The organism is Pseudomonas sp. W22_MBD1_FP4 (assembly GCF_052113765.1).
Lineage (GTDB): Bacteria > Pseudomonadota > Gammaproteobacteria > Pseudomonadales > Pseudomonadaceae > Aquipseudomonas > Aquipseudomonas sivasensis.
This window is the reverse complement of sequence record NZ_JBGQOI010000009.1, coordinates 218,378-232,459: the sequence shown is the minus strand read 5'-3', so window position 1 is coordinate 232,459 and position 14,082 is coordinate 218,378. Positions and strand designations below refer to the sequence as shown.

Below are 14,082 nucleotides of genomic sequence, written 5' to 3'. Positions count from 1 at the left end.
ACCCCCAAGGGAGTATTTTGTGTCTTGGGGGTTTGGGGGTGGGGAGAAGAGACGGTGGTGGGGGTGCAGTCAGGGTTATGGAGACTGCACCACCGCTATCGGGAGCAAGCCCCCTCCCACATTTCGACCGCGTTTCAAATCTACTCTGGTTGCCGGGACTCAACACCCAACTCATCCCACACTGACTCTGCCAGGTGAAAGGTGGCATTCGCCGCCGGGATACCGCAGTAGATCGCGCTCTGCATCAGCACTTCCTTGATCTCGGCACGGGTCACGCCATTGCTGGCAGCCGCGCGCAGATGCAACTTGAGTTCTTCGGCGCGGTTCATGCCGATCAGCATCGCAATCGTGATCAGGCTACGAGTGTGCCGAGGCAGGCCAGGACGGGTCCAGATATCACCCCAGGCGTGGCGGGTGATCATTTCCTGAAACTCGCTGTTGAACTCGGTCAGGGCATTGAGGCTGCGGTCGACATGGGCATCGCCCAGCACTTCGCGGCGTACTTGCAGGCCCTCGGCATAACGTTGTTTCTCTTCCACAAACAGCTCCTCAACGGGCCAGCAAAAATTCAATCACGCGGTCGCTGAATGCAGCGCCGGCCTGAACGTTGGACAGGTGCGCCGCGTAGAACTCAGCGTACTCGGCCCCCTGCACATGATTCTGGATAAAGTGGCTACCGGCCGGCGGTGTGACGGCATCTTCGGTGCCCGCAACCACCAGCGTCGGCACTTTGATCGAGCGCAGTTGCTCACGGAAATCCGCATCACGCACGGCGCCGCAGCTGGCCGCGTAACCTTGGGGTGACGTGGACGCGAGCATGTCAGTGATCTGCTGGGCCTGATGGGGGTTCGCCGCTGCAAAGTCGGCGGTAAACCAGCGTGCAATGGAGGCATCGCGCAAGGCGACCATCGCCGCCGCGCCATCGCGCAACACCATCTCGATGCGCGGGTTCCAGATCTCCAGCGTGCCGATCTTGGCGGCGGTGTTGCACAGCACAAGGCGGTTCAGGCGGCCACCGGCGTGGATGCCGAGCCATTGGCCGATCAAGCCACCCATGGACAGCCCGCAAAAATGCGCACGTTGAATATCCAGTGCGTCCAACAGCGCCAGCACATCACGGCCGAGTTGCTCGATGCTGTAGGGCCCTTCGGTAACCAGGGATTTGCCGTGGCCACGGGTATCGAAACGCAACACGCGAAAATGCTCGGTGAAGGCCTGGATCTGGATGTCCCACATATGCAGGTCGGTGCCCAACGAGTTGGACAGCACCAGTACCGGCGCGTCCACCGGCCCATCCAGTTGGTAATGCAGGTCGCCCTCGGCGAGTTGTACAAATGGCATGGGGGCCTCCTCAGGCAGTCAGTTCAAAATGTTCGGTGACAGCACGCGTGACCCAGGTATGGGCCTGGCCCAGATAGTGGGCAGGGTCGAGCAGTCGGTCCAGTTCGGCCGCAGATAACTCAGCGGTGATCTGCGGTTCGTCCGCCAATACCGCGCGCAGATGGCGCCCCTCGGCGACCGCACGCTTGCAGCACTGCTCCAGCAGATGGTGCGCGGTTTCGCGGCCAAGGCGTTGGGCAAGCACAATGCTGACGGCTTCGGCCAGTACCAGGCCTTGGGTCAGGTCGAGGTTCTGCTTCATGCGCTCGGGGTCGACTTCCAACCCTTCGCTCACCAGTAGCGCCTGTTGCAAGGCACCGGACACCAACCGGCAAATCTCCGGCAAGGTTTCCCATTCCGCATGCCACAGTCCCAGGCTGCGCTCGTGCTCCTGGGGCATGGCGCTGAACATCGTCGAGACCAACCCAGGCACGCGCGTAGCCGCACTGATCAGCACCGCAGCGCCTACCGGGTTGCGCTTATGGGGCATGGTGGACGAGCCGCCCTTGCCAGGCGCCGACGGTTCGAACACTTCCGCCGCTTCAGTCTGCATCAACAGGCTGATGTCCCGGCCCAGCTTGCCGAGACTGCCCGCGATCAAACCCAGCACGCTGGCGAACTCCACCAGACGATCTCGCTGAGTGTGCCAGGGCTGTTCGGGCAGGCTCAGTTGTAACTGGGCCGCCAAGGCCTCGGCCACGGGCATCGCCTGTTCACCCAACGCCGCGAGGGTTCCGGAGGCGCCGCCAAATTGCAGCACCAGCAAGCGCGGTTTCAACTCCGCCAAGCGCTGGCGGCTGCGCGTCACAGCGCCCAGCCAACCGGCGATTTTCATCCCCAGCGTGACCGGCGTGGCGTGCTGCAACCAAGTGCGCCCGGCCAACGGCGTCACCGCGTAACGCTGGGCTTGGGCGGCAAGCACATCGCCCAAGCGGGCCAGGTCGGTTTCGATCAACAGCAGTGCACGCCGCAGTTGCAATACTAGGCCGGTGTCCATCACGTCCTGGCTCGTCGCCCCCAGATGCACGTAGCGCTCGGCACCGGCATCTTCACTGGCTATCAACTTGCCCAAGGCCTTCACCAATGGAATCGCCGAGTTCCCGGCCGAGGCAATCGCCACGCCGAGGGCGTCCATGTCATACAGCGACGCCAGGCACGCCTGGGCAATTGGTGCGATGGCCGACGGCGGGATCAACCCGACCTGAGCTTGCGCCCGGGCCAGGCCGGCTTCGAAATCCAGCATGCCCTGCAAGCGCCCCTCGTCGCAGAACACCTCGGCCATGCTGTCAGCGGTGAAGTAGGCGTCGAACAGTTGGTTGCTCGTGCGCAGTGTCATAACGCGTCCCTTACAAATCGTGGTGCAAGTACTCCGCCTGTTTCGGCAGACGCAAGCTGAACAGGAAGGCCACGGCCATCATGCCGGTGACGTACCAATAAAAAATGTTTTCCATGCCCATGGATTTGAGTCCCAAGGCCACGTACTCCGCCGAGCCACCGAAGATCGCGTTAGCCACTGCGTAAGCCAGGCCCACACCCAGGGCACGTACGTGCGGCGGGAACATTTCCGCTTTCACCAGGCCGCTGATCGAGGTGTAGAAACTCACGATAGCCAACGCCAGGGAAATCAGTACAAAGGCCAGGAACGGGCTTGTCACGGTTTTCAGGGTCAGCAGGATCGGCACCGTGCACAGGGTACCGAGGGCGCCGAACCAGAGCATCGAGTTACGTCGGCCGATCTTGTCCGAGAGCATGCCGAACAGCGGCTGCATGCACATGTACACAAACAGCGCGCCGGTCATGATGTAGCTGGCGGTCTTGGCGTGCATCCCGGCGGTGTTCACCAGGTACTTCTGCATGTAGGTGGTGAAGGTGTAGAAAATCAGCGAGCCGCCCGCGGTGTAGCCGAGCACGGTGATGAAGGCCGCTTTGTGATTGCGAAACAGCGCGGCGACGCTGCCGGCGTCCTTGTCCTGGCGGGTTTCCTTGCTGGTGGTTTCCTTGAGGGTGCGCCGCAGCAACAGGGAGATCACCGCCGCAATCGCACCGATCACGAACGGAATCCGCCAGCCCCAGGCGCGCAGTTCTTCTTCAGTGAGGATCTGTTGCAGGATCACCACCACCAACACCGCCAGCAGTTGCCCGCCGATCAGGGTGACGTACTGGAACGAGGCGAAGAAGCCGCGCTGGCCTTTGAGTGCGACTTCACTCATGTAGGTCGCGGTGGTGCCGTACTCGCCACCCACCGACAAGCCCTGGAACAACCGCGCCACCAGCAGCAATGCCGGGGCCCAGGCGCCGATGTCTTTGTAAGTAGGCAGGAAGGCGATGACCAACGAACCGGCGCACATCATCAGCACCGAAATCATCATCGAATTTTTGCGCCCGTGCTTGTCCGCGACCCGGCCGAACAGCCAGCCGCCGATGGGGCGCATCAGGAACCCGGCGGCGAATACACCGGCGGTGTTGAGCAGTTGCACCGTGGGATCGTCCGACGGGAAAAATGCGGGGGCGAAGTAGATAGCGCAGAAGGCGTAGACGTAGAAGTCGAACCATTCGACCAGGTTGCCGGAGGAGGCACCGACAATCGCAAAGATCCGTTTGCTGCGCTCTTCTCCGGTGTAGTGACTGGTGGCTGTTGTCATGATTTTTTCACTCAGTGGGAACGGTTATAGCCTAGACATACTTTGCAATAACCATGTTCCGCAAGCAGACATTTGGATAGGGATCTCCTGAACTGGCCTCATCGGGGGCAAGCCCCCTCCCACATTTTGAGCGCGCCGCCTAACAAATGTGGGAAGGGGCTCGCCCCCGATGGGTCCCTGACAAGGGACTCAGTAGTCGAAGAACACCGTCTCCTTATCTGTCCCCTGCAAAATCACATTCCACTGATACACACCGTCAGCATCCTGCTTGGCAATCAAGGTGCCACGACGTTCGGCAGGCACACATGCCAGCAACGCGTCATCCCCATTCAATGCCTCACCGTCAAAATAAATCCGCGTGAGCAAGTGCTTCACCAAGCCACGGGCAAACACCAGCACTACCAAATGCGGCGCCTGGGTCGTGCCCTTGAGCCCCGGCACGCCGCCCGGCTTGATCGTGGTAAAGCGAAAACGCCCTTCGGCGTCCACCGGCACCCGACCGAAACCCTCGAAGTTGGGATCGACGGCCTTGTCCTGGTCATCTTCCGGGTGGTCGTATTTGCCGGCGGCGTTGGCCTGCCAGACTTCGAGCATGGCGTCGTTGACCACATCACCGTTGCCATCCACCACTTGCCCGCTGATCGCCACGCGCTCACCAAGGGTGGCGGCGACGGTCAGGTCTTCGCGGTTCAGCCAGGTCAGGCCAATGTGGTAGTACGGCCCGACGGTGTGGGACGTGGTTGCGTAAAGGCTCATCTCATTTCTCCATCGGCGTGGCGTCGCGGCCGCGCAGGACGATGTCCCAGCGGTAGCCGAGGGCATAGGAAGGAATGGTTTTTTCCAGGTCGAAACTGGCGATCAGGCGCTGCTTGGCCGAAGTGTCCGGCACACAGTTGTAGATCGGGTCGTATTCCAGCAGCGGGTCGCCAGGGAAATACATCTGCGTGACCAAGCGCGTCAGCACGCTGGGGCCGAACAGCGAAAAGTGGATATGCGCCGGGCGCCACGCGTTGTGGTGATTGCCCCATGGGTAAGCGCCGGGCTTGATGGTCTGGAACTGATACCAGCCATCGGCGTCGGTGACGGTACGGCCGGTGCCGGTGAAGTTCGGGTCCAGCGGCGCGTCGTGCAGGTCACGCTTGTGGTTGTAGCGGCCGGCGGCGTTGGCCTGCCAGATCTCCACCAGAATGCCCGGCACCGGCAAACCGTTTTCGTCCAGTACACGCCCATGGATGATGATGCGTTCGCCCTGGGGCTCGCCTTCATGCTGTGCGGTGAGGTCGTTGTCTTTCTCGTTGATCCGCTCGGCGCCGATGGTCGGGCCGGTGATTTCCGACAAGGAATGGGGCAGGAACACCAACGGCTGTGACGGCGAACGCAAGTTCGTCGACTGGTAGGCCGGGTGCAGGTAATCAGGTTGGGTGCCCGCTTGCGGGCGCCGGTAACCGGGCTTGTCACTCATGGAGCAATCCTCTCTTATTAGATGCGTTCAATCGCCAGGGCCAACCCTTGGCCGACGCCGACACACATGGTCGCAAGGCCTTTACGACCACCGGTTTTTTCCAACTGATGCAGGGCTGTTAGTACCAACCGCGCACCGCTCATGCCCAACGGGTGACCGAGGGCGATGGCGCCGCCGTTCGGATTGACCTGGGGCGCGTCGTCGGCAATACCCAATTCGCGCAGTACCGCCAGGCCTTGGCTGGCGAAAGCTTCGTTGAGTTCGATCACGTCAAAGTCGGTGACCGCCAACCCCAGGCGTTCCACCAGCTTGCGCACCGCTGGCACCGGACCGATGCCCATCACACGCGGGGCGACACCGGCGCTGGCCATGCCCAACACGCGGGCACGCGCCGTCAGGCCGTGTTTCTTGACCGCTTCGGCGGACGCCAGAATCAGCGCCGCCGCACCATCGTTCACACCTGAAGCATTACCGGCGGTGACGGTCTTGTCAGGGCCGTTGACCGGCTTGAGTTTGGTCAGGGCTTCCAGGGTGGTGTCTCGTGGATGCTCATCGTGCTCGACCACGGTTTCGCCTTTTTTATGGGCAACCCTTACCGGCACGATTTCTTCGGCAAAAAAGCCCGCAGCCTGAGCGGCCGCCGTGCGTTGCTGGCTGCGCAGGGCGAAGGCGTCCTGATCAGCACGTGAAACCTGGTAGTCATCGGCGACGTTATCGGCGGTCTGCGGCATCGCGTCCACGCCGTACTGGGCTTTCATCAAGGGGTTGATAAAGCGCCAGCCGATGGTGGTGTCTTCCAGCTTCATGTTGCGCGAAAACGCCGCGTCAGCCTTGCCCATCACGAACGGCGCACGGGACATCGACTCAACGCCCCCGGCAATCGTCAGCTCCATTTCGCCGCTGGCGATGGCGCGAAAGGCGGTGCCAATGGCGTCCATGCCCGAGGCGCACAAACGGTTAAGGGTCACGCCTGGAATGCTTTCCGGCAGACCCGCCAGCAACAGCGCCATGCGGGCGACGTTGCGGTTGTCTTCACCGGCCTGGTTGGCGCAGCCGAGGAACACCTCATCCACCGCGCTCCAGTCCACCGACGGATTGCGCTCCATCAGCGCCTTGATCGGCAATGCCGCCAGGTCATCGGCGCGTACGGTGGACAGGCCACCGCCAAAGCGGCCGATGGGAGTGCGAATGGCATCACAGATAAATACGTCGCGCATCAGGCTTCTCCCGGTGCTTGGCCGTGGGCGGCAGCGGTGCGGGCTTCGAGGTCACGCAGGGCGGTCAACTCGACCTCGGTCGGCTCGGCGGTGGTGCTGACTTGGTCGGCAAAGCGAATCGCCCAACCGGTAGCGGCCACCACTTGCTCGCGGGTCACGCCAGGGTGCAGCGCGGTGACCACGAATTCATGGGTGCCCTCTTCCGGCTCCATGATGCACAGGTCGGTAATGATTCCGACAGGACCGGCACCCGGCAGGCCCAGGCGTTTACGTGAATCGCCGCCCTCGCCGTGGCCGACTGAGGTGATGAAGTCCAGCTTGTCCACAAACGAACGGGACGACTGCTTGAGGATAATCAGTACGCTCTTGGCGGACCCAGCGATCTCCGGCGCGCCACCGGCACCCGGCAGGCGTACTTTGGGCTGGTGATAGTCACCGACCACGGTGGTGTTGATGTTGCCGAAACGGTCGACTTGAGCTGCACCGAGAAAGCCCACGTCGATACGTCCGCCTTGCAGCCAGTAGCGAAAAATCTCACCGGTTGGCACCACGGTGTCAGCGGTTTCCGCCAGTTCGCCATCACCAATGGACAGCGGCAGTACCGAGGGCTTGGCACCAATCGGGCCGGACTCGTAGATCAACACCACGTCGGGCGATGAGGTCAGGCGCGCCAGGTTGGCCGCTTTGGATGGCAGGCCGATGCCGACAAAGCACACCGAGCCGTTCTTGAGGCGGCGCGCGGCGGCGACGGTCATCATTTCATTGGTCGAGTAAGCCATTACTTGGCCTCCTGCGCGGTGGCCAACTTGGCCTGGTATTCACTGAAATCGGCAGTGCCGTGGATGTATTCGTCGATCCAGGCGGTAAACGTCCTACGGTCGCGGGCAATCGGATCCCACGCCTGGTAGAAGCGGTTGTCGCGCTCGTTGTAACCGTGGGCGTAGGACGGATGCGCGCCGCCGGGTACGTGGCACACAGCAGTCAGGGCCCAGGTGGGCAACACGCAGCTGTTCATCGGTGCATTCAGGTCGTCGACAATTTCTTCCACGGTGACGATGCAACGCTTGGCCGCCAACGCCGCTTCCTTCTGCACACCGAGAATCCCCCAGAGCAGCACATTGCCTTTGCGGTCGGCCTTTTGCGCGTGGATCACCGTGATGTCCGGACGCACCGACGGCACCGCCGCCAGCACTTCGCCGGTGAACGGGCATGTCACGCTTTTGATCAATGGGTTGACTTTGGGCAGGTCGGAACCGGCGTAGGCACGCAGTACCGCGAACGGCAGGCCAGAGGCGCCGGCGACGTAGGCATTGGCCAGGTCGGCGTGGCTGTGTTCTTCGATTTCCAACGGTTGCGGCCATTGCTTCTCGACCGCGTCACGCAGGCGATGCAGGGAGCCCACGCCCGGGTTGCCGCCCCAGGAGAAAATCAGCTTGCGTGCGCAGCCGGCACCGATCAACTGGTCGTAGATCAGGTCAGGCGTCATACGCACCAGCGTCAGGTCTTTCTTGCCCTGACGAATGATTTCATGGCCTGCGGCGGTAGGGATCAGGTGGGTGAAGCCTTCGAGAGCGACGGTATCGCCGTCGTTCACGAAACGCTTGACCGCATCACGCAGGGTGAGAATTTCAGCCATGGGGTTGGGCTCCCGGTGTTGATCGAAAAAGGCGCTGAGGTGGCGCCGAAGTGCTTGAAGATTAAGCCGGGGAAATGGGCCAAACAATCCGATAATCGACTCAGCGTTCGATTATCGAACATATTGTTGTCTAGCTAATCTTCTGGTGTGAGAGAGCGCTTGCCCTCTCCCAGCTTAGAAACCTGCCAAGCTCAGGTGGCATCCGCATGGCTGACCATGCCCTTGATCACCACCGCCGTCGTGGCCACAGCGGCCGGGATCACCAGGGCGGTGAGCACCTGCTCAAAGTTCCAGCCCAGGCCCAGCAAGGTGGCGCCCATCCAGGCGCCGAGGATCGCGCCGAAGCGGCCGATGCCGAGCATCCACGACACGCCGGTGGCGCGGCCTTGGGTCGGATAAAAGCGCGCCGCCAGGGACGGCATCGCCGATTGCGCGCCGTTGACGCACATTCCGGCGATCAGCACCAACGTCGCCAGCACGGTGATATTGCCCAGGCTCTGACCTACCGCGTAGGCAAACACCCCGGCCAGCAGGTAAAAGATGCCGATGACTTTGTGGGGATTGAACCTGTCCATCGCCCAGCCTACGCCGACGGCGCTTAACACCCCACCGAACTGGAACAACGCGCCAATAAACGCGGCCTGCTCCATGCTCGCGCCACTGTCACGCATCAGCGTCGGCAACCAACTGGTGAGCAAGTACACGATCACCAGGCCCATGAAGTAGGTGAGCCACAGCAGCAAGGTCCCGGCGCTATAAGTGCCGGAGAAGATCACCGCGAACACGTTACGGGCCTTGACGGTTTTTTGTTCGGGCACGCTGAAGGCGGTGGCCTGGGCGACGATGTTGGGCTCGATGGGTGACAAGGTTTTGCGCACCTTATCGGTGCCGCGGTTGCGCACCACCAAGTAACGCGCCGACTCCGGCAGCCAGAGCAGCAGCACCACCACCAGGATCAACGGCAGGATGCCGCCGATCATCAATAACGCGTGCCAGCCGAACGCCGGGATCAGTTTGGCCGAGATAAACCCGCCACCGGCCATGCCCAGGTTGAAACCACAGAACATGCTGGTCACCAGCAGCGACTTGTGGCGCTCGGGGGTGTACTCGGACAGCAGCGTGGTGGCATTAGGCATGCCTGCTCCAAGGCCCAGCCCTGTGAGGAAACGCAGCACGAGCAATTGGTCGACATTGCTGCTGTAGGCCGAAGCCAGGCTGAACGCGCCAAACACCAAAACCGCGCCGACCAGCACGACTTTACGACCGAAACGGTCGGCCAGCGGGCCCGAACCTAACGCGCCGAACACCATGCCGATCAACGCGGCGCTCATCACCGGACCAAGGCTGGCGCGGTCGATGCCCCAGTCCTGGGACAGCGCAGGCGCAATAAAGCCCATGGCGGCGGTGTCGAGGCCATCAAGGAAGACAATCAGGAAACACAGGATAACCACGCGCCACTGATAGCGTGACAGTGGCTGGGTGTTGATGAAGGACTGCACGTCCAGCGTGGTACCGACAGAAGGCTGATTCATTATTTTTATTCCACACCGAGGGCGGGCCAACGACCTGGGGTCGTCATTATTATTGGGGCGCCCTTAAGAGCGCTGCCGCACAGTAATAAGCCGGGGGAAATAGCGTCAATTGATCAAGCCGGGATCTGTGCGGTCACCGAACACCTTAGGCAAATAACTGCGCACTCAGCTCACGGCTGGCGCTGAGCATGCTCGGCAGGAAGCGCTGTTCCAGCTCGCTGCGGCTGACGCGTCCGGCATGGGTACTGACGTTGAGCGCTGCCAATACCTGGCCAGACGCGTCATACACCGGCACGGCGATGGAGCGCAGGCCTTGCTCCAGTTCCTGGTCGACGATGCACCAACCCTGCTGACGCACTTGTTGCAGGCATTCGAACAGGGCTTCGGGAGTGGTGAGGGTGCGGCTGGTCTTGATTTGCAGGTCCGCGTGGTCGAGGTAATCCTGCAGCGAGGCGTCGTCCAGCGCCGCGAGCAGGATGCGGCCCATGGACGTGCAATAGGCCGGCAAACGCCCGCCCACCGACAGGTCCACGGAAATCAGGCGTTGGGTGGTGGCCGAACGGGCGATATAGAGGATGTCGTCGCCTTCGAGGGTCGCCATGTTGCAGGCTTCGTGCAGTTGTTCACTCATACGGTCCAGATATGGCTGGGCCGACACCGCCAATGGCGTGGACGACAGGTAGGCATGGCCGAGGGTCAGTACTTTGGGCAACAAGGAATAGGTACGCCCATCGGTGGTGGCGTAGCCAAGTTTGATCAGGGTATGCAGGCAACGACGCACAGCGGCGCGGGGAATTTCGGTGCGATGGCTGATTTGCGCAATCGTCAGGTGGCGTTTGCGCTCCTGGAATGCCTGCACCACGGCCAGGCCACGGGCCAGGGAGGTCATGAAGTCCGGGTCACCGGTAAACGCCTGGATACGCTTGGCCGGCGAGGCAACGATCGGCGGCGCCACTGAGGCGAAAGAGTTGCGCAATTGATCGTTCATCTCAGGTTCCTTTCTCTTATTGTCAACCGCAGGGATTGGGCAGGTATTACAAGCCGCACCGACCGATCTGCACAAGACAGGGCCGGCAACATTGGGCGATTATCGGACGATCATGCGATTATCGCAATTTGGGGCGTACCTGAGCGACCGGTCTCGCGATGGCGCCTTGGCAAAGTAAAGTTACGGTGAAAGGCTTGAACCTTTAGTTGCTTGTTGAATTTATGGCGCCAGAATCTCAGCAACTACTCACGTGTGCGTGTAACAAAACGCTCACACAAAGTTGACGCTTTTCAACTTTATGCCGATAGTGTTATTCAAATGCGCCGCTATAATGCACCCTGTGCGGAGGTCAGCCCGGTTTTACTTTCGGGGCCAGAGCTCGCCAGGCCAGGCACATGCAGTGCATGGACAGTCGCAACTACCTGCTTTGAATGACAGCCATAACCAACGGTTTCCAGTATCCGTTGTTCAAACTTGAACGCATCAACTGCTCAACTTTGAACAATCCGAGGGCGACATTCAGGCATAACGCTGCAGCGTAATTACACTCAACTCAATTAGGTAACAATGTGACGAAAGATGAACTGCGCGCGGAACTTGAGCGCCAGGAGCAACGTTACAAGGATGTTTACGGCGGGGAAGTCACCACCTACGCCGCCCAGCCTGAACCTGAACGCAAACCATGGCGCAAGCGAGCCAGCCTGCTCGACCAGGCATTTGCCCAGGAAATCCAAAAGATTGAACAGGAACTCAAACCCGAAGAGCCATAAGCGCTTCGGATTGAGCCTAGGGTTCGGCCCTGACTGCTGGCAGCTAGCCATCGGTCGGGCACCCTGAGTCCCACTCCCACCAGTAAAATTTCATACAAATGTTTCAAGGATGACGATTCGGTGACAAAACCGTGTCTTTTCAGCCCTGCACTTTATAAATCAAAGACTTGCTAAAGCCCCGAAAACCTTGGGATCGCCCGGTTTCGCCCCAGGCGTTTCAATGAAGATTGTTACCGACGAGCAGCTAATGCATCGATTACTGAGGTTTTCTGGCATAATCGCGCCCCCTTACGACCGGGTCAGAAAACCTTCATGATCGATTTATTCAGCGGACTGGATGCTTGGGTTCTAGTGAGCCTGTTGCTCGCCCTCGCCTTTGTCCTCGCCTTCGAGTTCATCAATGGCTTTCATGACACCGCTAACGCGGTGGCCACAGTCATCTATACCAAAGCCATGCCGCCGCATCTGGCCGTGTTCTTCTCCGGGGTGTTCAACTTCCTCGGCGTGTTGCTCGGTGGTGTCGGTGTCGCCTACGCCATCGTGCATCTGCTGCCGGTGGAGTTGCTGATCAATGTGAACACCGGCCATGGTTTGGCGATGGTCTTCTCGTTGTTAGCCGCGGCGATCACCTGGAACCTGGGCACCTGGTACTTCGGTATCCCTGCTTCCAGCTCCCACACCTTGATCGGTTCGATCCTCGGTGTCGGCCTGGCCAATGCCCTGATCAACGATATCCCCCTGGCTGACGGTGTGAACTGGCAGAAAGCTGTTGATATCGGCGCATCCCTGGTGTTCTCGCCAATGGCTGGTTTCCTGGTCGCAGCCCTGGTGCTGATCGGTCTGAAATGGTGGCGTCCGCTGTCGAAGATGCACAAGACTCCGGACCAGCGCCGCAAGCTCGACGACAAGAAGCACCCGCCGTTCTGGAACCGCCTGGTCCTGGTGATCTCCGCCATGGCCGTGAGTTTCGTGCACGGCTCCAACGATGGCCAGAAAGGCATCGGCCTGATCATGCTGGTGCTGATCGGCATCGTGCCGGCGCAGTTCGTACTCGACCTGGGCAGTACCACCTATCAGATCGAACGCACTCGCGACGCCACCGTGCATTTGAGCCAGTTCTACCAGCGCAATAACGCCACCCTCGGCGAATTCCTGGCCCTGGGCAAAAGCGTGAAAGACGATCTGCCGGGCAAGTTCCAGTGCAACCCGCAGCAGACCGAACCTACTATCAATGCGCTCGTCAGTACGTTGAAAGGTGTCTCCGACTACCATTCGCTGACTTCGGATCAGCGTATCGAAGTGCGTCGCTACCTGCTCTGCCTGGACGACACTGCGAAGAAAGTCGGCAAGCTGCCGGGCCTGGATGCGCGTGAGAAGTCCGACCTCGACAAACTGCGCAAAGACCTGACCGCCACCACCGAGTACGCGCCGTTCTGGGTGATCCTCGCCGTCGCACTGGCCTTGGGCCTGGGCACCATGGTGGGTTGGAAGCGTGTGGTACTGACCATCGGTGAGAAGATCGGCAAACAGGGCATGACGTATGCCCAGGGCATGTCGGCACAGATCACCACCGCTACCATGATTGGTTTTGCCAATATCTTCGCCCTGCCGGTGTCCACGACCCACGTGCTGTCTTCGGGCGTGGCCGGCACCATGGTCGCGAACAAAAGCGGCCTGCAAGGTGGAACGGTCAAGACCATCCTGATGGCCTGGGTGTTGACGTTGCCTGCGACTGTTGGACTGTCGGCCGGGCTGTTCTGGTTGGCTTCCAAGGCGTTGGGTAGCTGATAGATTTGGGTTGGAAAAGAAGGCGTGATCCTGATGGGGGTTGCGCCTTTTTTTTGGTTTTTTTGGCGGGGGACCTATCCGTTGCTGCAGCGACGGATATACACACAAAAACAACTCAAAAAAAAAGGCGACCGAAGTCGCCCAAAATGCCTTGCGTGCTCATGTAACCCGGAAAGACCTAAGGTTTTTTACGCTTGTTTGCGTCTTTCCAGATGAAGAATCCAAACCCTACAAAAAACAACACCATGAGGCTTACAGTCAGCACTCCGGCGAATACCACATTATCGATAAACATGACCGGCCTCCTGCACTTGCCCTGTTGCGATAGGGCTAAGTTACTGGAGAAGGCGGATTGAAAAATTGACGGGGATCAATGTCGCCCGCAACGGGGCGTAAAGAAGGGGACTAACTGACCTGCATCAACAGATGCAGGCCGTGTTAACGCTTTTTCGGTTTGTTCTTTGATTTTTTCTTGCCTTTGCCTAAAGGCATCGCGTGTTCAAACGCCTGGCGCACTTCATTCAGGCGTTTGTCATTGAGGTCATGTACGCGCTTGGCGCGTTCGGCATTCAGGTCGATCAGCTTGTCGTCATCACTCATGGCTTGTCTTACGTCGTGGCGAGTAGGGTTCAATAATGCGGGCTGCTGCGCCCGACGGCAAATCAGC

15 protein-coding genes are annotated in these 14,082 nt (G+C 60.3%); 2 read left to right on the top strand and 13 right to left on the bottom strand.

All coding sequences use genetic code 11. The annotated features are described in order from the left end of the window. Nucleotides 1–140: 140 nt before the first annotated feature. The 11 genes from pcaC to pcaR form a co-directional block, all read right to left on the bottom strand. A complete protein-coding gene (gene pcaC / locus ACEN2T_RS14395) occupies nucleotides 141–539 on the bottom strand; it encodes a 4-carboxymuconolactone decarboxylase (RefSeq protein ID WP_032891541.1) in 399 nt (132 codons plus the stop codon). Nucleotides 540–549: 10 nt separating this feature from the next. Continuing rightward, entirely contained in the window at nucleotides 550–1,341 is a 792-nt protein-coding gene (gene pcaD, locus ACEN2T_RS14390) for a 3-oxoadipate enol-lactonase (protein WP_442116884.1), read from the bottom strand. Between the two features lie 10 nt (nucleotides 1,342–1,351). Then, nucleotides 1,352–2,716, bottom strand: coding sequence for a 3-carboxy-cis,cis-muconate cycloisomerase (locus ACEN2T_RS14385; RefSeq protein WP_032891543.1), 1,365 nt, complete (start codon nucleotides 2,714–2,716; stop codon nucleotides 1,352–1,354). 10 nt (nucleotides 2,717–2,726) lie between these two features. Further along, nucleotides 2,727–4,022 (bottom strand): MFS family transporter, encoded by a 1,296-nt coding sequence (locus tag ACEN2T_RS14380; protein ID WP_442116883.1) that lies wholly within the window; start codon nucleotides 4,020–4,022, stop codon nucleotides 2,727–2,729. A gap of 189 nt (nucleotides 4,023–4,211) precedes the next feature. Next, on the bottom strand, nucleotides 4,212–4,778 hold the full coding sequence (pcaG, locus tag ACEN2T_RS14375; protein ID WP_442116882.1) for a protocatechuate 3,4-dioxygenase subunit alpha: 567 nt from the start codon (nucleotides 4,776–4,778) through the stop codon (nucleotides 4,212–4,214). A gap of 1 nt (nucleotide 4,779) precedes the next feature. Further along, nucleotides 4,780–5,484, bottom strand: coding sequence for a protocatechuate 3,4-dioxygenase subunit beta (pcaH, locus tag ACEN2T_RS14370; protein WP_019817832.1), 705 nt, complete (start codon nucleotides 5,482–5,484; stop codon nucleotides 4,780–4,782). A gap of 17 nt (nucleotides 5,485–5,501) precedes the next feature. After that, the gene (gene pcaF / locus ACEN2T_RS14365; RefSeq protein ID WP_177326468.1) at nucleotides 5,502–6,704 is read right to left on the bottom strand and encodes a 3-oxoadipyl-CoA thiolase; all 1,203 of its coding nucleotides are present in this window, start codon (nucleotides 6,702–6,704) and stop codon (nucleotides 5,502–5,504) included. Continuing rightward, the gene (locus tag ACEN2T_RS14360) at nucleotides 6,701–7,480 is read right to left on the bottom strand and encodes a CoA-transferase subunit beta (protein WP_032891547.1); all 780 of its coding nucleotides are present in this window, start codon (nucleotides 7,478–7,480) and stop codon (nucleotides 6,701–6,703) included. The genes pcaF and ACEN2T_RS14360 overlap by 4 nt, the downstream gene beginning before the upstream one ends. Continuing rightward, the gene (locus ACEN2T_RS14355) at nucleotides 7,480–8,337 is read right to left on the bottom strand and encodes a CoA transferase subunit A (protein WP_442116881.1); all 858 of its coding nucleotides are present in this window, start codon (nucleotides 8,335–8,337) and stop codon (nucleotides 7,480–7,482) included. The genes ACEN2T_RS14360 and ACEN2T_RS14355 overlap by 1 nt, the downstream gene beginning before the upstream one ends. Nucleotides 8,338–8,528: 191 nt before the next feature. Continuing rightward, entirely contained in the window at nucleotides 8,529–9,869 is a 1,341-nt protein-coding gene (locus ACEN2T_RS14350; protein ID WP_032891552.1) for an MFS transporter, read from the bottom strand. A 145-nt stretch (nucleotides 9,870–10,014) separates the two neighbouring features. Next, nucleotides 10,015–10,857, bottom strand: coding sequence for a pca regulon transcriptional regulator PcaR (gene pcaR, locus ACEN2T_RS14345; RefSeq protein WP_032891554.1), 843 nt, complete (start codon nucleotides 10,855–10,857; stop codon nucleotides 10,015–10,017). Nucleotides 10,858–11,426: 569 nt separating this feature from the next. On the opposite strand from pcaR, the gene ACEN2T_RS14340 reads away from it, so the two are divergent. Together ACEN2T_RS14340 and ACEN2T_RS14335 are read left to right on the top strand one after the other, a co-directional pair. After that, nucleotides 11,427–11,627, top strand: coding sequence for a hypothetical protein (locus tag ACEN2T_RS14340; RefSeq protein ID WP_034096311.1), 201 nt, complete (start codon nucleotides 11,427–11,429; stop codon nucleotides 11,625–11,627). A gap of 312 nt (nucleotides 11,628–11,939) precedes the next feature. Beyond that, nucleotides 11,940–13,415, top strand: coding sequence for an inorganic phosphate transporter (locus ACEN2T_RS14335; RefSeq protein ID WP_099601300.1), 1,476 nt, complete (start codon nucleotides 11,940–11,942; stop codon nucleotides 13,413–13,415). A 178-nt stretch (nucleotides 13,416–13,593) separates the two neighbouring features. Here the strand turns inward: ACEN2T_RS14335 and ccoM are convergent, their stop codons facing one another. Together ccoM and ACEN2T_RS14325 are read right to left on the bottom strand one after the other, a co-directional pair. Continuing rightward, nucleotides 13,594–13,710, bottom strand: a complete 117-nt coding sequence (gene ccoM / locus ACEN2T_RS14330) for a cytochrome c oxidase subunit CcoM (protein WP_017530457.1) — start codon at nucleotides 13,708–13,710, stop codon at nucleotides 13,594–13,596. Nucleotides 13,711–13,853: 143 nt separating this feature from the next. Continuing rightward, nucleotides 13,854–14,015 (bottom strand): hypothetical protein, encoded by a 162-nt coding sequence (locus tag ACEN2T_RS14325; RefSeq protein ID WP_095184037.1) that lies wholly within the window; start codon nucleotides 14,013–14,015, stop codon nucleotides 13,854–13,856. Between the last annotated feature and the right edge of the window lie 67 nt (nucleotides 14,016–14,082).